This window comes from Arthrobacter sp. 10N410 (genome assembly GCF_056394945.1).
The window spans coordinates 1-18,162 of the sequence record NZ_JBFTIP010000005.1; the positions used below are offsets into that span (position 1 = coordinate 1).

The 18,162-nt window shown below is 68.6% G+C and carries 16 protein-coding genes; 10 read left to right on the top strand and 6 right to left on the bottom strand.

Annotated features, from left to right (window positions below):
• The 5 genes from AC1DB8_RS12395 to AC1DB8_RS12415 all read right to left on the bottom strand — a co-directional run.
• Window positions 1–286, bottom strand: a 286-nt coding sequence (locus AC1DB8_RS12395) for a hypothetical protein (RefSeq protein ID WP_476893197.1), incomplete at its 3' end; no start/stop codon positions are given.
• A 145-nt stretch (window positions 287–431) separates the two neighbouring features.
• Complete coding sequence (locus AC1DB8_RS12400) at window positions 432–1,787, bottom strand: adenylate/guanylate cyclase domain-containing protein (protein WP_476893198.1); 1,356 nt, start codon at window positions 1,785–1,787, stop codon at window positions 432–434.
• Window positions 1,777–2,373 carry a PH domain-containing protein gene (locus tag AC1DB8_RS12405; RefSeq protein ID WP_476893199.1) on the bottom strand — a complete coding sequence of 199 codons (597 nt, stop codon included), beginning with the start codon at window positions 2,371–2,373 and terminating at the stop codon, window positions 1,777–1,779. The genes AC1DB8_RS12400 and AC1DB8_RS12405 overlap by 11 nt, the downstream gene beginning before the upstream one ends.
• Window positions 2,366–3,283, bottom strand: coding sequence for a biotin--[acetyl-CoA-carboxylase] ligase (locus AC1DB8_RS12410; protein ID WP_476893200.1), 918 nt, complete (start codon window positions 3,281–3,283; stop codon window positions 2,366–2,368). Before AC1DB8_RS12410 ends, AC1DB8_RS12405 begins: the two co-directional genes overlap by 8 nt.
• A 184-nt stretch (window positions 3,284–3,467) precedes the next feature.
• Window positions 3,468–4,373: an SDR family oxidoreductase gene (locus AC1DB8_RS12415; RefSeq protein ID WP_441418403.1), complete on the bottom strand. Its 906-nt coding sequence runs from the start codon at window positions 4,371–4,373 to the stop codon at window positions 3,468–3,470.
• A gap of 346 nt (window positions 4,374–4,719) precedes the next feature.
• On the opposite strand from AC1DB8_RS12415, the gene AC1DB8_RS12420 reads away from it, so the two are divergent.
• The 4 genes from AC1DB8_RS12420 to AC1DB8_RS12435 all read left to right on the top strand — a co-directional run bounded on the left by AC1DB8_RS12420 (window position 4,720) and on the right by AC1DB8_RS12435 (window position 10,036).
• The gene (locus tag AC1DB8_RS12420; RefSeq protein ID WP_441418404.1) at window positions 4,720–6,303 is read left to right on the top strand and encodes an acyl-CoA carboxylase subunit beta; all 1,584 of its coding nucleotides are present in this window, start codon (window positions 4,720–4,722) and stop codon (window positions 6,301–6,303) included.
• A complete protein-coding gene (locus AC1DB8_RS12425) occupies window positions 6,300–6,548 on the top strand; it encodes an acyl-CoA carboxylase subunit epsilon (protein WP_476893201.1) in 249 nt (82 codons plus the stop codon). Before AC1DB8_RS12420 ends, AC1DB8_RS12425 begins: the two co-directional genes overlap by 4 nt.
• Before the next feature lie 53 nt (window positions 6,549–6,601).
• Window positions 6,602–8,311 carry a DUF885 domain-containing protein gene (locus AC1DB8_RS12430; RefSeq protein ID WP_476893202.1) on the top strand — a complete coding sequence of 570 codons (1,710 nt, stop codon included), beginning with the start codon at window positions 6,602–6,604 and terminating at the stop codon, window positions 8,309–8,311.
• A 273-nt stretch (window positions 8,312–8,584) separates the two neighbouring features.
• The gene (locus AC1DB8_RS12435) at window positions 8,585–10,036 is read left to right on the top strand and encodes a dicarboxylate/amino acid:cation symporter (RefSeq protein WP_441418407.1); all 1,452 of its coding nucleotides are present in this window, start codon (window positions 8,585–8,587) and stop codon (window positions 10,034–10,036) included.
• A 77-nt stretch (window positions 10,037–10,113) separates the two neighbouring features.
• Here the strand turns inward: AC1DB8_RS12435 and AC1DB8_RS12440 are convergent, their stop codons facing one another.
• Window positions 10,114–10,692: a hypothetical protein gene (locus tag AC1DB8_RS12440; protein ID WP_476893203.1), complete on the bottom strand. Its 579-nt coding sequence runs from the start codon at window positions 10,690–10,692 to the stop codon at window positions 10,114–10,116.
• 194 nt (window positions 10,693–10,886) lie between these two features.
• Here AC1DB8_RS12440 and AC1DB8_RS12445 point away from each other — a divergent pair, with 194 nt between their 5' ends.
• The 6 genes from AC1DB8_RS12445 to AC1DB8_RS12470 all read left to right on the top strand — a co-directional run bounded on the left by AC1DB8_RS12445 (window position 10,887) and on the right by AC1DB8_RS12470 (window position 18,133).
• Window positions 10,887–11,255, top strand: a complete 369-nt coding sequence (locus AC1DB8_RS12445; RefSeq protein ID WP_476893204.1) for a YbjQ family protein — start codon at window positions 10,887–10,889, stop codon at window positions 11,253–11,255.
• Between the two features lie 46 nt (window positions 11,256–11,301).
• Window positions 11,302–12,009: a TetR/AcrR family transcriptional regulator gene (locus AC1DB8_RS12450; protein ID WP_476893205.1), complete on the top strand. Its 708-nt coding sequence runs from the start codon at window positions 11,302–11,304 to the stop codon at window positions 12,007–12,009.
• Window position 12,010: 1 nt separating this feature from the next.
• On the top strand, window positions 12,011–14,560 hold the full coding sequence (locus AC1DB8_RS12455) for an MMPL family transporter (RefSeq protein ID WP_476893206.1): 2,550 nt from the start codon (window positions 12,011–12,013) through the stop codon (window positions 14,558–14,560).
• 108 nt (window positions 14,561–14,668) lie between these two features.
• The gene (locus tag AC1DB8_RS12460; RefSeq protein WP_476893207.1) at window positions 14,669–15,364 is read left to right on the top strand and encodes a Maf family protein; all 696 of its coding nucleotides are present in this window, start codon (window positions 14,669–14,671) and stop codon (window positions 15,362–15,364) included.
• A 191-nt stretch (window positions 15,365–15,555) separates the two neighbouring features.
• Window positions 15,556–17,367, top strand: coding sequence for an acetyl/propionyl/methylcrotonyl-CoA carboxylase subunit alpha (locus AC1DB8_RS12465; RefSeq protein WP_476893288.1), 1,812 nt, complete (start codon window positions 15,556–15,558; stop codon window positions 17,365–17,367).
• 34 nt (window positions 17,368–17,401) lie between these two features.
• On the top strand, window positions 17,402–18,133 hold the full coding sequence (locus AC1DB8_RS12470) for a glutamine amidotransferase (protein ID WP_441418413.1): 732 nt from the start codon (window positions 17,402–17,404) through the stop codon (window positions 18,131–18,133).
• The last annotated feature ends 29 nt before the right edge of the window (window positions 18,134–18,162 follow it).

The window sequence follows — 18,162 nt, forward strand, 5'->3', positions numbered from 1 at the left end:
GCGTCACCGCACCATCCAACACCCGCGACGGATAATTCAACCGCCCCACCGCATTCTTCGCCTTCGACACCACCCACACACCACCATCGTTCAACTCCACCTCAGCAGTCTTAAACCCCGGATAGATGATGGCCCCCGTCACCAACACCACAGCAGCAGCCACAAGGCCGGTTGCGGTCAGGTAATTTTTGCGGTGTTTTGTCCGGGCTGCGGATGCGGTTTTGGTTCGGGCAGGGCGGACGCCGGGGCGTGTTTTTGCCCGCACGGTATCGAGGATGTTTTTCATTTCCTGCTGTCCCCCAGTGTCACGCCCGCTGGACGCAGTGAAGTGCCTTGGCGTGGTCGGATATCCACGACTATGACATATTGACCATCGAATAGAGAAACCTGCGCGCCGCTATTGCGGGCGTTCAGGGTCTCTGCCTGGCCGCCTAATCCAGGACCAGGCCCCTCCCGCTGCCCCGTTGCAGCTCCACGGGGTGGATTTCGCCGAAGCCGCGCACGTTCTCGGCGTCGCGGGGAAGCAGTACGAAGCGTTCGTCGTGTTCCAGCGCCGCCGCGGTCATGGAGTCCACCAGCACGGTGCCTGGATCGGCCAGCGCCGTGAGGCGGGCGGCCAGGTTCACGGTGGGCCCGTAGATGTCACCCAGCCGGGAGAGGATGCGGCCCCACACCATGGCCACGCGCGCCTGCGGCAGGATCTCGTCCTCGTTGAAGGCCTGCGAGAGGGCCAGCGAGATCTCGGCCCCGGCAGCAGGGGTTTCGGCAATGTAGAGGACTTCATCGCCGACCGTCTTCACGAGGCGTCCGCCGCCGACGGAAATGATTTCCGCGCACTTGTTCTCAAAGCGCTGCACCAGCTGGGCAAGCGTCTTTTCGTTCATCCGGCGGGACAGGCTGGTATAGGAGACCAGGTCCGCGAAGCCGACGGCGCGGGCGAGCGGCAGCGGGGCGTCGTCCTCGTCCCCTTCGCGGCCTTCCTCGCTTGAGGCCAGGCCGGCCTCGGCGCGCACGGCCAGGCGCTGCACCCCGGCGTTGAGCTGGCGGCGCCAGGAGTAGACCAGCATTTCCTCGAGTGCGTCCACGAGCGAGGGCAGTTCGCTGACCAACCGCTTGCGGGCCACGGCGTCGGTGACCCCCTGCTGGTGGACCATGTCCTCCACCAGGGCCTCGATCTGCCAGACCACCATGCGGTCCGTCATCTGGCCGATGGCGCGGGTGACGGAGATGGCCGCTTCCTCGGTGAGCTTGCCGGCGCGGACCAGGTCCACAATTGTGCTCAGCGCGGACTGGTCCCGTTCCGTGAACGCCACGTCGTCGTCGCCGAGGTTGGGGAACCCGAGGGCGCGCCAGAGTTTCCGGGCGGACAGCAGGGACAGCCCTGCACCGGCAGCCACCTCGCGGCGGCGCAGCTTGCGTTCGCCGCCCAGCAGCCGCTGCTCGAGGGCCTTGGTGGCGAGGCGTTCCGCGGACATGGTCCCGGTGGGAGGGGTGGCAGGCGGCTCTTCGGCGGCAGCCGGGCCGGCGGCGGCGTCGTCGTCGGTATCAGCGTTGTCGTCGGTGGCGGGGTCAGCAGCACCGTCGGCGGGGTCAGCAGCACCGTCGGCGGGGTCAGTGGCGTCGGAGCCGGCGTCGGTGTCGAAGTCGGCCGGGTCATCGGCGTCGGAAGCTGCGAGGGAGTCCAGCACGGCGGCTTCGAGGGAGGACGCTTCGAGTACCGCTTCGGGCACGTCCGAGGGTTCGGCGGCCAGGAGTCCGGTGTCGGGGTGCACGTTGTCAGCGTTCATCTCTTCCACCTTCTCTCAAGTCCATGGGCCATTCGCCGGGATCGTGCATCGTGTCGTCGGCCTCAAGCAGTTCGTCCTCCGGAAGTTCGTCTAACGCGTCGAGAATGAAGTTCCGGAACGTCATGACTTCGGGGACGTCCGGAATCACCGTGCTGGAGGGGTACCCGGTATCCAAGGATATATTCCCCGAGCGCAGGGTCCGTTGGAGCAGCGTCTGTTCGATGAACACATTACGGACCGCGGCCAGCGGAACCTGCTGGTCGCGCCGCCGCAACATGCCGTATCGGGCAACCAGGCGCCGGCTGGTCAGGGTGTAGCGGCTGGCGTGCCAGGTCACCACCCTGGGGAGGCAGTAGCCCACCAGCACCCAGGCCGCCAGCGCCAGGCAGCCGCCGATCAGCCACGGCGTCCAGTCGGGAGTGACGAGCGGGACGAGTTTGGCCGGCCCGCCCTTCACAATCCAGGCGCAGGCAAAGGCGGTGAGGGCGGAGACCAGGATGAACAGGAGGCCCGGGACGATCAGTGTCCGCGGCTGGGGGCGGGTAACGACAATCACTTGCTCGCCCGGGAGGAGCTCCTTACGCATAGCCGCTTTCGCCGCCGGCCTCGCCGGGAGGGGTCCACGGACGCAGGTGCACGACGTCGCCGGCGGTCACCACGTGCTCGTGCCCGGCCGCATCGACCACCAGCAGGGATCCGTAGTCGTCCAGCCTGGTGGCGTGGCCGATGATCTCGTGGTCGCCGGGAAGCTGGGCCCGGACCTGCTTGCCGAGGGTGGTCAGCACGTGCTCCACCCGCTTGTGCAGCGAAGGACCGCCAGCCATTCCCGCGGCGGGGTCGCCGTCGGCGTTGCAGAAGCTGCGGTAGAGCGTGGCGAAGCGGGAGAGGTAGCTTTTCAGCAGTGCCGTCCGGTCCACCGTCGTCGGGTGTTCCAACAGCACCGAGGTGGCCGTGGGCACCGGAAGTTCGGCCTCGGTGAGAGTGACGTTCAGCCCGGTCCCGAGCACCACGGGGGGAACGGCGCCGTCGCCCATGGGGCCCAGCTGTGCGAGGATGCCGGCGATCTTCTGGCCGCGGACCAGGACGTCGTTGGGCCATTTGAGTTCGGCCGGGATGCCGGCGGTTTCCAGCAGGGCCTCCCGCAGCGCGAGCGCGGCAAGCAGCGAAAGCCAGGAGTAGCTCTGGGTGGGCAGCGGGCGGCCCTCGGCGTTGACCGGCCGGAGCACGATCGAGACCGAAACGGAACTGCGGGCCGGGGCTTCCCAGTGCCGGTCCAGGCGGCCGCGGGCGGCGCTCTGGTACTCAGCAGTGAGCACGGACAGGTCCGGCCAGGCACCGGGATCCACGCTCACGCCGCGCAGCAGGTCCGCGTTGGTGGAGCCGGTGGACTCCACTACGGTCAGTTGCGGGATGCCGTTGGCCGAGAGGAACGCGGCGTCGCTGAGGGCGCCCTGGTCCAGGGGTGGACGGTCCGGTGTCTCCTGCGCGGCTTGCATGCTTGAATCCTACCGAGTTACCGCTCCGCCGGCTCCGGCCCGGTCACCGCGGAACGTCCCCACGTTTGGACGCCGCCGCCGGCGCGTTGCACTGACACGCCGCGGCATTCCGGCGTCGAACCCGCAAAGGTGGGGAGTTTCGGCGGCCCGCACCGCCCCGGAACGGCGAAAAGCGGCCGGAAACTCAGAGGAAAATGTCAGGAACCAGCCGGTCTTCCGGCGCGCCCAGGCTGTACGGCGCGAAGTCCGTGACGCCGGCTGCGGCCAGCACCTCTTCGTCGGTGTAGAAATTTCCGCTCCAGCTGCCGGATGCCGGGATGGCATTGCTGGCGGTCAACACGGCGTGGGCGGCGTCGGCCATGATCTGCGGGCCGCGCGCACCGCGGACGATCTGCTCGCCGCCGGGCATGTTGCGGATCGCGGCGGTGTCGATCAGGGTGCAGGGCCAGAGCGAGTTCACGCTGATGCCGTCCACCTTGAGTTCCTCGGCCAGGCCCAGCGTGGTCAGGCTCATGCCGTACTTGGCCATGGTGTAGGCAAGGTGCATGCCGGCCCACTTGGGGTCCAGGTTCAGCGGCGGCGAGAGCGTGAGGATCTGCCCGGCCGTGGATTCGCGGAGCGCCGGCAGGGCGAGCTTGCTGAGCAGGAAGGTGCCGCGGACGTTGATGTCCTGCATGAGGTCATAGCGCTTCATGTCCACGGCGTCGGTCTTGGAGAGGTCGATCGCCGAGGCATTGTTGACCACAATGTCGATCCCGCCGAAGCGTTCGACGGCGGCGGCAACCGCGCCGGCGACGTCGGCGTCGTTGCGCACATCGCCGACCAGCGGCAGCGCCTGTCCCCCGGCCTCCTCGATCTGCTCGGCGGCCGAGTAGACGGTGCCCTCGAGTTTGGCGTGCGGCTGGCCGGTCTTGGCCAGCAGCACGATATTGGCGCCGTCCCGGGCCGCACGGAGGGCGATCGCCAGGCCGATGCCGCGGCTGCCGCCGGACATCAGGATGGTGCGGCCCGCCAGGGTACCCGAGGCCTGGTACGGCTCCGGCTGGCGGGGTTCCGGGGAGACGGCCGAAGCGTCGTTGCTTGAAGTCATAGCCCCACCTTAGCCGATGTTACTCACCAGTAACATACCTGTTCGCGGGGCGGTCAGGCCGTTCCCGCCCGGTTATTGCCCGCGCGGACACGGAAATACGGCCCGCACCCGCGGAATTCCGGGGTCCAGCCCCGGTGCGGCCGCGGGCAACTGGGCTGGAGCGCAGCAGCCGGCGGTGAAGCTTGGGGTGAAAATTGTAGGTTTTCTACAGCGGCGCGGACGAATACCGTCACTAGACTTGCCAGCACGGCCATGTTTTTGTGTGGAATCCACTTAAGCGCCACCGCACAGGCCTGCGACAGCCGTAACGATGAACAGCAGCGAACAACAGAGCCGGAGACACTTGATGAGCCACGATCTGACCACGACCGCGGGAAAGATTGCCGATTTCCGCGACCGCCAGGCCCGTGCCGAGCAGCCCTCCGGCCCGGAAGCGATCGAGAAACAGCACGCGCGCGGCAAGAACACCGCCCGCGAGCGCATCGACCTGCTGCTCGACGCCGGGTCCTTCGTCGAGTTCGACGCCCTCGCCGTGCACCGCTCCACGGCGTTCGGCATGGAGAAGAAGAAGCCGCTGGGCGACGGCCTGGTCTCCGGTTACGGCACCGTGGACGGCCGGCCCGTGGCCGTCTACAGCCAGGACTTCTCCGTCTACGGCGGTTCACTGAGCCAGGTCAACGGCGAGAAGATCGTCAAGGTCCAGGAGTTCGCGCTGCGCAACGGCTGCCCCGTGGTCGGCATCCTCGACGGCGGCGGCGCCCGCATCCAGGAAGGCGTCGCCTCGCTGGCCATGTTCGCGGACATCTTCCGCAACAACGTCCACGCCTCCGGCGTCGTGCCGCAGATTTCGCTCATCATGGGCCCCTCCGCCGGCGGCGCGGCCTACTCCCCCGCCCTGACCGACTACGTCGTCATGGTGGACAAGACCTCGCACATGTTCATCACCGGCCCGGACGTGATCAAGACCGTCACCGGCGAAGACGTTGACATGGAGACCCTCGGCGGGGCCCGGCAGCACAACGCCAACACCGGCACCTCCACCTACCTCGCCGCCGACGAGGCGGACGCCGTCGAGTTCGTCCGCGAACTCCTGGACTTCCTGCCCTCCAACAACCTCGCCGAAGCCCCGGTGCTGGAACACAGCCAGCAGCCGGAGCTCGACGACGACGACCTGGCCCTCGATGTGCTCATCCCGGACTCGGCCAACCAGCCGTACGACATGCGCAAGGTGATCGAACAGATCGTCGACGACGCGCATTTCCTGGAGATGCAGTCGCTCTACGCGCCGAACGTGATCATCGGCTACGGCCGGGTCGAGGGCCACACCGTGGGCATCGTGGCCAACCAGCCGATGCAGTTCGCCGGCACCCTGGACATCGCAGCCTCGGAGAAGGCCGCCCGCTTTGTCCGGCACTGCGACGCCTTCAACATCCCCATCATCACGCTGGTGGACGTGCCGGGCTTCCTGCCGGGCAAGGACCAGGAGTTCCAGGGCATCATCCGCCGCGGCGCGAAACTGCTCTACGCCTACGCCGAGGCCACCGTGCCGAAGCTGACCGTGATCACCCGCAAGGCCTACGGCGGCGCGTACATCGTGATGGGATCCAAGAAGCTCGGCGCCGACCTCAACCTGGCCTGGCCCACCGCGCAGATCGGCGTGATGGGCGCTCAGGGCGCGGTCAACATCCTGTACCGCCGCGAGCTCGCCGCGGTTGCGGAGGCCGGCGGCGACGTCGAGGCCAAGCGCGCCGAGGTCATCCGGCAGTACGAGGAGGAGCTGCTCAACCCGTACCAGGCCGCCCAGCTGGGCTACGTGGACGCGGTGATCGCCCCGTCCGAGACGCGGCTGCAGATCATCAAGGGCCTGCGCGCGCTGCGGGACAAGCGTGCCAGCCTGCCCGCCAAGAAGCACGGGAACATCCCGCTGTGACGCCCTCGATCGAACCGGGGACCGAGCCGGAAGCCACCCCGGCGGCGGCGCAGCCGGCGCTCGCCGTCGTGAAGGGCGAGCCGACGGCCGAAGAACTCGCCGCGCTGACCGCAGTCGTCCTTTCCCTGGGCAGCGGCGAGACGGCCGCTGCGGAGAAGCCGGGCGTGCGGCACTGGATCCGGCGGCAGCAGCTGCAACTGGCGCCGAAGCCGGGCCCGGGCTCGTGGAAGCGCAGCCGCGGCTAAGAAAAGTTCAGTAACCCTTTCATAACTGGCGCGGCCCGGCTAGTCTCGTTCGGGTGACTACCCAAACAACTCAGAACACCACGCCCGACAATCCGGTTCCGGCACGCCCGCAGACCGCGATCGACGCCGTCGCTGACGCCTTCACGGACACCCTGATCCGGCTCAACCCGAGCTTCGCCACCGAGCTGGGCCTGCCCGGCCACGAAACCGAGTACCCGGACTTCTCCCCCGCCGGCCATGAGGAGTTCGCTGCCGCGGCCCGCGAGGCCCTCGCCGCGCTGGACGGGCTCGAGCCCGCTGACGACGTCGACGCCGTCACCCTGGACGCGATGCGCGAGCGCCTCGGCCTGCAGCTTGAGATCCACGACTCCGGCTGGGACCTGGCCGAGCTGAACAACATCGCCTCCCCGGCCCAGGAGATCCGCGCGATCTTCGACCTGATGCCGATGGACACCGCCGCGCAGTGGGAGCACATCGCCGGCCGCGCGCACAATGTCCCCGCTGCCCTGGACGGTTACATCGTGTCGCTGCGCACCGCCCGGGACGCCGGCCGGGTCTCCGCCGCCCGCCAGGTCCGGATCGTGATCGAACAGACCACCAAGCACGCCGCGGACGACGGCTTCTTCGCCAAGCTGGCCGCCGAGGCAAAGACCGCCGAGGGTCCGCTGCCCGAAGACGTGCAGTCCAAGCTCGACGCCGGAGCTGCCACCGCCCGCGCGGCCTACGCCCGGCTGGCCGGCTTCCTGGAATCCGAACTGCTGCCGGCCGCCCCGGAAAAGGACGCCGTGGGCCGCGAACGCTACGCCCTGGCCTCCCGCTCCTTCCTCGGCGCCACGGTGGACCTCGAGGAGACCTACGCCTGGGGTGTCCAGGAACTCGACCGCCTGATCGCCGAACAAGAGCGCGTGGCCAACGAGATCCGGCCCGGCGCCACGGTCGAAGAGGCCAAGGAAATCCTGAACAACGATCCGGCCCGCGAGCTCAAAGGCACCGAAGCCCTCCGGGCCTGGATGCAGGAGCTCTCCGACAAGGCTGTGGCCGACCTCGCCGGCGTGCACTTCGACATCCCGGACGCCATGAAGACGCTCGAGTGCAAGATTGCCCCCACCCAGGAAGGCGGCATCTACTACACCGGCCCCTCGGACGACTTCAGCCGGCCGGGCCGGATGTGGTGGTCTGTGCCGCCGGGCGAGGACACCTTCACCACCTGGGCCGAGACCACCACGGTCTACCACGAGGGCGTTCCGGGCCACCACCTGCAGGTCGCCACGGCCACTTACCGGCGGGAGCTGCTGAACAAGTGGCGCCGCAACGTCTGCTGGACCTCCGGGCACGGGGAAGGCTGGGCACTGTACGCCGAGAAGCTGATGCAGGAGCTCGGCTATTTGAAGGATCCGGGCGACCACATGGGCATGCTGGACATGCAGCGCATGCGGGCGGCCCGGGTGGTGTTCGACATTGGCGTGCACCTGGAGTTGGAGGTGCCCGAGCGTTGGGGGTCGGGCACCTGGACTCCGGACACGGGGTACGAGTTCCTGAAGCAGAACCTTGCGATCAGCGAGGGCCAGCTGAAGTTCGAGTTCACCCGTTACCTCGGCTGGCCGGGGCAGGCGCCGTCGTACAAGGTGGGCCAGCGGCTCTGGGAGCAGATCCGCGCCGAGCTCGAATCCCGGCCGGGCTTCGACCTCAAGGCCTTCCACACCAAGGCGCTCAACATGGGCTCCGTGGGGTTGGACACGCTGAAGCGGGCGCTGCTGGGGTAGGCCGGGCCTGTTGCAGGCACCCTGCCTGGTGTCCCGGGGGAGCAGCCATCCTCTGCGTGCTCGCTCGTTCCTCGCTTAGACGCACGCTGCCGGATGCCTGCTCCCCCGGGCCTATGGAGAGACAATCGCCACACCTGGGGCCGGAATAACTTCATAAACGGGTGGTCCTTCGGCGTCTTTGCGGGGATCTTGTGGGCGGGGGAATATCTGGGACGCGTAACATTTCTCAACGTTTGTTCGCCGTGTTATGCAGCCCGGTCCTAGCGTATTCGGGTGACCACTCAGACAAGCACCCCCGCAACCGCAGGCAAGCCCGGTTTCAAGCTGCCCAAATGGGCCGGCTCATTCGGCTTCCAAATCATCGCCGCCCTGATCGTGGGCCTGGGCCTTGGCCTGCTCGCGAAATACACAGGCAGCACCAAGGCCAACCCCAACGCCCTCGGCGCCACCCTGCAGACCATCGGCTCGAGCTACGTCTCGCTGCTGCAGACCGCCGTCGTGCCGCTCATCTTTACCGCCGTCGTCAGCTCCATCTCCAACCTGCGCGCCGTCTCCAACGCGGCCCGGCTGGCCTGGAACACGCTGCTCTGGTTCGCGATCACCTCGCTGATCGCGGTGCTGATCGGCATCGGCCTGGGCGTGCTGCTGCAGCCCGGCGCTGGCACCGGCATCACCAAGCAGGCCGAATACGCCGGCAAGTCCGGTGACTGGTGGGCGTTCCTGACCGGGCTGTTCCCGAAGAACTTCCTGGGCCTCGGCGCGAGCACCACCGTCACGGACGGCGTCGCGACCACCGCAGTGAGCTTCAATGTCCTCCAGATCCTCGTGATCGCGATCGCCGTCGGCATCGCGGCCCTGAAGGTGGGCAAGGCCGCCGAGCCGTTCCTGAACCTCAACGCCTCCGCCCTCGCCGTGATCCAGAAGGTCCTCTGGTGGATCATCCGGATCGCCCCGCTCGGCACCGTCGGCCTGATCGGGAACGCCGTGGCCGTCTACGGCTGGGACACCATCGGCTCGCTCGGCAAGTTCACCTTTGCCATCTACGTTGGCCTCGCCCTCGTGCTGTTCGTGGTGTACCCGGTCCTGGTCCGCAGCCACGGCCTGTCCATCAAGCAGTACTTCTCCGGCGTCTGGCCCGCGGTGCAGCTGGCCTTCGTTTCCCGCTCCTCCGTAGGGACCCTGCCGCTGACCCAGCGCGTGACCGAACGCTCCCTGGGCGTGCCCCGCGCCTACGCCTCCTTCGCCGTGCCGCTGGGCGCCACTACCAAGATGGACGGCTGCGCCGCGATCTACCCGGCTGTATCCGCGATCTTCGTGGCCCAGTTCTTCGGCATCCAGCTGGACTTCACCCAGTACCTGCTGATCGCCCTCGTCTCGGTGCTGGGCTCCGCCGCTACTGCCGGCACCACCGGCGCCGTCGTCATGCTGACCCTGACGCTCTCCACGCTGGGACTGCCGCTGGCCGGCGTCGGCCTCCTACTGGCGATCGACCCGATCCTGGACATGGGCCGCACCGCGGTCAACGTGGCAGGCCAGGCCCTGGTCCCCACCATCGTGGCCAAGCGCCAGGGCATCCTGGACGAGTCGCTCTACAACGCCCCGCGCAACGGTGACCCGTTCAGCGACGACGTCGTGGACGCCGATGTTGTGGACGCCTCCCGTGTGGACGCCGACGGCGGTGTCCCGGCTGCCGAGGGACGCGAACTGGCCGGCGCCAAGGCCTAAGCCACCGCCTGACGAAAGTAGTCCCCGGGGTGCTCCTCCCGGGGACTACTTTTTTATGGTCCTGGTGCTGCTGCGCCCTAGTGGCCGCCTCCGCCGATAACGCCCTTCTCGACGGCCTTGGTGACCGCGTCGGCCTCGGCCTGGGTCAGGGTGCCGTCGCTGACAGCCTTGTCCAGCCTGGTCTTCAGCGCCGCGGCGCGTTCCGCCTGTTCGGCGGTGCGGAGCTCCGTCAGGGCCGCCGTAACCTTGGCCTCGTCAATGCCCAACGAGGACGCGAGGGACTTGGCCAGCTCCGCCTCCATGGCCGCCCTGTCCGGCCGGGTACCTTCAGCCGGCCGGGCGGTCGGTTTGTGGGCGTCGCGGAAGGCTTTCAGCGCGTCGGTGACCTTGGCTTCGTCCACGCCGAGCTTGGCCGCGAGTTCGGATGCCCGCGCACCGCCGAAGCCTCCGCGTTCGCCGCGTTCACCGCCAGGGCCGTGCCCGCCGCGCATTCCCATGCCGTCACCCTTTGTGCTGCTGCCGTCCGGGGAAGCGGTGGAGCTGGGGGTTGGGGTCGGCGTCGTGGTGGCGGAGGCCATCCCAGCGACTCCGACGCCGGCGCCCAGCGCCAGGGCGGCGGCCGAAATGCCTAGCGTGATTCTCTTGGTACGTGACATGTGCGCTCTCCTGGATCTGCCGTACAGCGACGGCTCTGCGGTCAGTGGTCTTTCGCAAGACGTGACTCCAGTGTGTGCCGCGGGCTTCGGCGGGAGCTGTCCAGAACCTTTCATCTTCCTGTGAATGCTTCCAGGCCGTGCCGTTCCCCAAAACCTTCCCTTGTCCCGGGGCGCAAAGTGGCTAGGCTCAGGTCATGCTGATCGTGACCTCAAACGACATCCCCGGCCACCGGATTGACGCCGTCTTCGGCGAAGTCATGGGACTGACCGTGCGGTCGCGGGACGTCGGCGCCCAGGTCGTGGCGGGATTACGTTCGCTGGCCGGCGGCGAGCTGCGCGAACTGACCCAGGTGCTTTACGAGAGCCGGCAGGAGGTCATGGCGCGGATGGTCGCGGAGGCCGCGCAGCGCGGTGCCAACGCGATCGTGGCGATGCGGTTCGACACGGCCCACATGGCCAACAACTGGACGGAGATCTGCGCCTACGGCACGGCGGTGTTTGCCATCCCGCTGGGCGCCGGCGAGCCCGGCGCAACGGGCCAGTCCGTCCAGCTGACGAGCTGAGCCCAGAAACTTGCCCTGAGTGCAAACATGCACATAGTGTAAGTGCATGCCCACTCCGCCCCTTTCCGACCCCGACGGCGGGGCGGCGCCGCCGTCGCGACGCGAACTCAACAAGGCCGCCACCCGGCAGGCCATTACGGATGCCGCGCTCGGCCTGCTCCGTTCCAGGGGCCCGGGCAACTTCACGGTGGAGGACATCGCCGAAACCGCCGGCATCTCCCGCCGGACCTTCTTCAACTACTTCAGCAGCACCGAAGTGGTCATCGCCTCCGTAACCCACGGGTTCCTGGACACCGCGCTCCAGCAGTTCCGGCTGCGCCCGGCCGACGAACCGATCCTGGAATCAGCGCAGGCGGCCCTGGTTGAACTCGCCGACCCGATGACCATTGCTCCGCTGGCTGAGCTCTACAGCCTGGGCCAGTCCAACCCGCAGCTCAACCGGTCCGAGCTCGAGGCCTGGGACCACTGCACCGCCGAGATCATCGACGCCGCCCGCGAACGCTTCGCCCGGGGCTCCGGCGTCGAAATCGACGAGCTGTACCTGCGCGCCCTCGCCGGCTCGGTCATCTACTGCGGCAAAGCCGCCATGGATGTTTGGTTCGCACGCTGCGGCGGCTCACTCACCCCCGAATCGCTCTCCACCCTGCGCCAACTCCTGATCGACTCCATGGGCCTACTGGGCTCCGGATTTGCCTCCCCCGCAGCCGTCCCGGCCGCCACCCCACCCGCCGCCCCTTCCCCAGATCGGTCCTGACATGGCTCTTTTGCTCTATCGACTCGGCAAGTTCTCCTACCGCCACCGCTGGCTCGTCATCTCCCTCTGGCTTGCCGTCATGGTTGCCGTCGGCGGCGCCGCGGCGGCGCTTCACGGCACGCTGTCCAACAACTTCCAGATCCCGGGTACCGAAACCCAGCAGATGGCGGACAAGCTCAAAAAGGAACTCCCGTCCTCCTCGGGCGGCTCCGCGAGCATCGTTTTTGAAGCCAACGACGCGCAGTTCAGCCAGGCCGGCAAGGACGCGGTCTCCGCCGCGCTGACCAAGCTGAAGACCCTCCCCGACGTCCAGGGGACCGTGGATCCGTTCGCCACCCAGGCCCAGCTGGACAAGGCCGTCACGGACCTTGCCGCCGGAGAGCAGAAGGCCGCGGCGGGCAAGGCCCAGCTGGACAAGGCCGCTGCGGAGCTCGCCGCCGGCAAGGCCCAGCTGGCCGACGCCGAGCAGCAGATGGCCGCCGCCGGGCTGCCGCCCGCGGCCGTCGAGGCCCAGCTCGGCCAGCAGAAGGCCGCCCTCACCGCCGGGCAGGCCAAGCTCGACGCCGGCACCAAGGAACTCGAGGCCGGCAACGCCAAGCTGGCGCTCGGCAAGCGCCAGCTTGAGGCCTCCAACGGCCTGCGCTTTGTCTCCGCGGACGGCAAGGCCGCCATCGCCCAGGTGCAGTTCAAGACCTCGATCAACGGCCTCAAGCCGGAGGTGCGGCAGGAAGTCCAGGACATCGTCAAGGAGGTCTCCGCCGCCAACGTGACCGCCCTGCCCAGCAAGGAAATCAGCGAGGACATCTCCGAGATCTTCGGCACCGCGGAGATCATCGGCATCGCCGTCGCCGCCCTGGTGCTCATCATCATGCTCGGCACCCTCGTCGCCGCCGGCCTCCCGCTGCTGATGGCAATCGTCGGCGTGGCCGTCGGCGTCGGCGGTACCTTCGCGCTCAGCGGCGCCGTCGACATGAGCTCCATTTCCCCGATGCTGGCGCTCATGCTCGGCCTGGCCGTCGGCATCGACTACTCCCTGTTCATCGTCAACCGGCACCGCGGCCAGCTGCTCAAGGGCATGGATCCCGAAGAGTCCGTGGCCCTGGCCACCGGTACCTCCGGCAACGCGGTGCTCTTCGCCGGCCTCACGGTGATCATTGCCCTCGCTGCCCTCGTGGTGCCGGGGCTGCCGTTCCTCGCCGTCATGGGTCTCTCCGCCGCCGCCACGGTGGCCGTCGCCGTCGTCGTCGCCCTGACTTTGACGCCGGCCGTCCTGTCCCTGGTGGGCCGCAAACTGATTTCCAAGCGGGCCTGGGCCAAGGCGGAGCGGCACAACGCCGCCCCGGGCCACGAGACCGAGGACCGTGCCAGGGACGAATACCGCAGCAGCCACGGCTGGGGCGGCGTCGTCACCCGGCACCCCTGGCTGGCCCTGGTGGCCGGCGTGCTCCTGCTGGGCGTGGTGGCCCTGCCCGCCAGCCAGCTCCGGCTCGCCCTGCCGGATGCCAGTTCGGAGCCGGTCGCCTCGCAGGCGTTCAAGGCCTATGACGTCACCAAGCGGAGCTTTGGCGAGGGCATGACCGGGCCGATCATCGTCGTCGGCGACTTCCCCGCGGGCCTCAGTGCCGCCGAGGCGCAGGCCAAGCAGTTCGACGTCGCGGACATCCTGCGCAAGACGGACAACGTTGCCGCCGCGGTGCCGCTGGCGCTGAGCGAGGACCGCCGCACCGCCGTCTTCCAGATCCTGCCGAAGGAGGGTCCGGCCAGCGCCAGCACCGTCGAGGTGGTCTCGGATCTGCGCGCCGAAAAGGGCCGGATCCAGGACGCCACCGGCGTCGGCATCGGCCTCACCGGCCAGACCGCCGGCAACGTCGACGTCTCCAGCAAGCTCGGCGCCGCGCTGCCGCCCTACCTGGCGATCGTCGTCGGGCTCTCGCTGATCCTGCTGCTGCTGGTGTTCCGGTCCATCGTGGTGCCGCTCCTGGCCACCGGCGGATTCCTGCTCTCGCTCGCGGCCGCGTTCGGCGGCGTCGTCGCGGTGTACCAGTGGGGCTGGCTGGGAACCGTGTTCGGCGTCGAGAACCCCGGCGCGGTGCTGAGCTTCCTGCCCATCATCCTGATCGGCGTGCTGTTCGGCCTGGCCATGGACTACCAGGTGTTCATCGCCTCCGGCATGCGCGAGTCCTACATGCACGGCGAAACGGCCAAGCACGCGGTCCGTTCCGGCTTCAGCCACGCGGCCGCCGTGGTTACCGCGGCCGCGATCATCATGGTCAGCGTGTTCTCCGGCTTCATCTTCTCGCACCTGAACATGGTGCGGCCGCTGGGCTTCGCGATGGCTTTCGGCGTGCTGGTGGACGCGTTCGTGGTGCGCATGACGATCGTCCCGGCCGTGATGTACCTGCTCGGCCGCAAGGCCTGGTGGCTCCCCCGCTGGCTGGACCGCATCCTGCCGGACGTCGACGTCGAGGGCGCCAAGCTGCACAAGCCGACGTCCGACGCCGATGCCGACGCTGCCGGCGCCGGCGAGCCCGAGGAAGTCGCCGCGCGCTAGCCGGCACCGACCAAAGCAACGCGGGGTCACTTCGCGCCCATAAATCCCCTCCGGATGGGCGCGAAGTGACCCCGCGTTGCTGTACCGCCCGTCAACTAGGCTGGAGCCGTGACCCGCCTCATTCTTGCCTCCCAGTCCCCCGCCCGCACCAAGCTGCTCAGCAACGCCGGCATCGCCCACGACGTCCTCGTCTCGGACGTCGACGAGGACGCCGTGCAGGCCCGCTACGGTGTGACCGACCCGCACGACACCGCCCTGCTGCTGGCGCGCGCCAAGGCCGAGGCCGTCGCCTCGCTGCCCGAGGCCGACGGCGCCCTGGTGATCGGCTGCGACTCGGTCTTCGAGTTCGAGGGCGAGGCCCACGGCAAGCCGTACACCGCCGACGTCGCCAGGGAACGGATGCTCCGGATGAGCGGCAGCATGGGCGTGCTGCACACCGGCCACTGGCTGGTCGACTGCCGCGACACGGACACGAAATCCTCGGACGACGACGACGACGACGACGACGACGCCGGCACCGGCGCGACGCTGGGCGCTGTCTCCTCCGCGGAGGTGCACTTCATGGAGATGAGCGAGGACGAGATCGACACATACATCGCCACCGGCGAGCCGCTGCAGTGCGCCGGCTCCTTCACGATCGACGGCTACGGCGGGGCCTTTATCCGCAAGGTCGACGGCGACCCGCACACCGTCGTCGGGCTCTCCATCTCCACCCTGCGCAGCCTGCTGGGCCAGGCCAAAGTGAATGTCACCGAACTCTGGACCGGCGGGGCCGCCGACCCCGCCGACATCCGCTCCGAGTGAACTCCGGGGCACCTCCGCGGTCCGTGCCGAGTGAGCCATTTCGCACCACCTTGTAGGAACCCCACAAAGGATCGGCCGTTTACGCGCGGGATCCGCAAGTAATATCGGCGGAACCCACAAAACCGCGCTAGGCTCCCTGAAGGAAAGAAGGAGACGCCTTGTCAGCAAATTCGGAGCAGTCCGCAACGTCAGTGCCCGCAGCCACCACGCCGGGCACCCACCGCCTGAGCAAGGTGCTGATCGCCAACCGCGGCGAAATCGCCGTGCGCATCATCCGCGCCGCACGCGATGAAGGCATCGCCTCCGTGGCCGTCTACGCGGATCCGGACCGCGATGCCCTGCACGTCAAGCTCGCCGACGAGGCTTACGCCCTGGGCGGCAACACCGCCGCCGAGTCCTACCTGGTGATGGACAAGCTGATCGAGGTGGCCCAGCGCTCCGGCGCCGACGCCATCCACCCCGGCTACGGCTTCCTCGCCGAGAACGCCGAGTTTGCCTCGAAGGTGATCGCCGCCGGCATCACCTGGATCGGGCCCTCCCCCGAGGCCATCTCCGCCCTCGGCGACAAGGTCCAAGCCCGCCACATCGCCGAGAAGGTCGGCGCCCCGCAGGTCCCCGGCACCGCCGATCCGGTGAATTCCGCCGAGGAAATCCTCGAATTCGTCGACAAGTTCGGCCTGCCGGTCGCCATCAAGGCAGCCTTCGGCGGCGGCGGACGCGGCATCAAGGTCGCCCGCACCCGCGAGGAGATCCCCGAGCTTTTCGAATCCGCCGTCCGCGAAGCCACCGCAGCGTTCGGCCGCGGCGAGTGCTTCATCGAGCGCTTCCTGGACGCCCCGCGCCACGTCGAGACCCAGTGCCTCGCCGACGCCCACGGCAACGTCGTCGTCGTGTCCACCCGCGACTGCTCTCTGCAGCGCCGCAACCAGAAACTGGTGGAAGAGGCACCCGCCCCGTTCCTCACCGAGGAGCAGAACCAGCGGCTCTACGACTCCTCCAAGGCCATCCTCAAGGAAGCCGGCTACCTCGGCGCCGGCACCTGCGAGTTCCTCGTCGGCCAGGACGGCACCATCTCCTTCCTCGAGGTCAACACCCGCCTCCAGGTGGAGCACTGCGTCTCCGAGGAAGTCACCGGGATCGACCTGGTCCGCGAGCAGTTCCGGCTGGCCCGCGGCGAGGAGCTCGGCTACGGCGACCCCGAGGTCCGCGGCCACTCGATCGAATTCCGCATCACCGGCGAGGACCCGGGCCGGAACTTCATGCCCGCCCCCGGCACCATCACCAAGCTGTTGAACCCCACCGGGCCCGGCGTTCGGATCGACTCCGGCGTGGAGCAGGGCGACGTCATCAGCGGCAACTTCGACTCGATGCTCTCCAAGCTGATCGTCACCGGTGCCACCCGCGCCCAGGCCCTGCAGCGCTCCCGCCGCGCCCTCGAGGAAATGGTGGTCGAGGGCATCCCCACCGTCATCCCGTTCGACCTCGCCGTCGTCAGCAACCCCGACTTCGCCCCCGCCGAAGGCCCGTTCAAGGTCCACACCCGCTGGATCGAGACCGCCTTCGTCAACGACATCCCCGCCTGGACTCCCACCGGCACCGCAGCTGAAGCAGCCGACGCCGGCGAACGCCAGCGCGTCGTCGTCGAGGTCGGCGGCAAGCGCCTCGAAGTGGTGCTCCCGGCGTCCCTCGGCTCCATCTCCGGCGGCGGTGGCGGCAAGCCGGCGAAAGCCAAGAAGCGCTCCCGGAGCGCCGGCACGGCGGCGCCGGCCGGCGGCAACGCCCTGACCTCCCCGATGCAGGGCACCATCGTGAAGGTGGCCGTCGCCGAGGGCGAGCGGGTTTCCGAAGGCGACCTCGTCGTCGTGCTCGAAGCCATGAAGATGGAACAGCCGCTTACCGCACACCGCGCCGGCATCGTGATCGGGCTCTCCGCATCGGCCGGCGAGACCGTCTCCGCGGGCGCCGTGATCGCCATGATCGAGGACGGCGAGCCGGCCGAATAGCGGCATCGCCGGCGGCGGGGGCAGACTTAGTTACGTGAAGCCATTTCTGCTCCTCGCCTCCCGCGCCGAGGACGCCGCCGCCGACGACGAATACCTCGCCTACCTGCGCTACACCGGGCTCGCCGAGACCGAGCTGCACCGGGTCCGGATGGAGGCAGCCCCGCTGCCCCGGCTGGAGCTCAGCGAGTACTCCGGCGTGATTGTGGGCGGCAGCCCGTTTACCTCCAGCGACCCCGCGGAGCATAAGAGCGACGTCCAGCACCGGGTGGAGCGCGAGCTGTTCGCCTTGCTGGACCGGATCGTGGCCGAGGACTTCCCGTTCCTGGGCGCCTGCTACGGCGTCGGCACCCTGGGACTGCACCAGGGCGCCGTGATCGACCGGACCTACGGCGAGGGCCTGGGCGGCGTCACCGTCAGCATCACTTCCGCCGGGCAGCAGGACCCGCTTCTGCGCGGCCTGCCGGAGCGGTTCACGGCGTTCGTGGGCCACAAGGAGGCCTGCACTGTGCTGCCCGGCGGGGCCGTGCTGCTGGCCAGTTCCGAGACCTGCCCGGTGCAGATGTTCCGGATCCGCTCCAACCTGTACGCCACCCAGTTCCACCCGGAGCTCGACGCCGACGGCCTCACCACACGGATCGACATCTACCGCCACGCCGGCTACTTCCCACCCGACTCCGCCGAGGAGCTGATGGCCCAGGCCCGGCACCACAACGTCACCGAGCCGATGGCCATCCTGCGCAACTTCGTCGAGCGCTACGCCCGGTAAGGGCCCCGCCGCAGGCCCGTCGCGGGGCC

Coding starts and splice junctions, on each gene's coding strand:
- AC1DB8_RS12410 (WP_476893200.1), bottom strand. CDS start 3,283: ATGCAAGCCGCGCAGGAGACACCGGACCGTCCACCCCTGGACCAGGGC.
- AC1DB8_RS12445 (WP_476893204.1), top strand. CDS start 10,887: ATGCTGATCGTGACCTCAAACGACATCCCCGGCCACCGGATTGACGCC.
- AC1DB8_RS12415 (WP_441418403.1), bottom strand. CDS start 4,373: ATGACTTCAAGCAACGACGCTTCGGCCGTCTCCCCGGAACCCCGCCAG.
- AC1DB8_RS12455 (WP_476893206.1), top strand. CDS start 12,011: ATGGCTCTTTTGCTCTATCGACTCGGCAAGTTCTCCTACCGCCACCGC.
- AC1DB8_RS12420 (WP_441418404.1), top strand. CDS start 4,720: ATGAGCCACGATCTGACCACGACCGCGGGAAAGATTGCCGATTTCCGC.
- AC1DB8_RS12405 (WP_476893199.1), bottom strand. CDS start 2,373: ATGCGTAAGGAGCTCCTCCCGGGCGAGCAAGTGATTGTCGTTACCCGC.
- AC1DB8_RS12450 (WP_476893205.1), top strand. CDS start 11,302: ATGCCCACTCCGCCCCTTTCCGACCCCGACGGCGGGGCGGCGCCGCCG.
- AC1DB8_RS12400 (WP_476893198.1), bottom strand. CDS start 1,787: ATGAACGCTGACAACGTGCACCCCGACACCGGACTCCTGGCCGCCGAA.
- AC1DB8_RS12440 (WP_476893203.1), bottom strand. CDS start 10,692: ATGTCACGTACCAAGAGAATCACGCTAGGCATTTCGGCCGCCGCCCTG.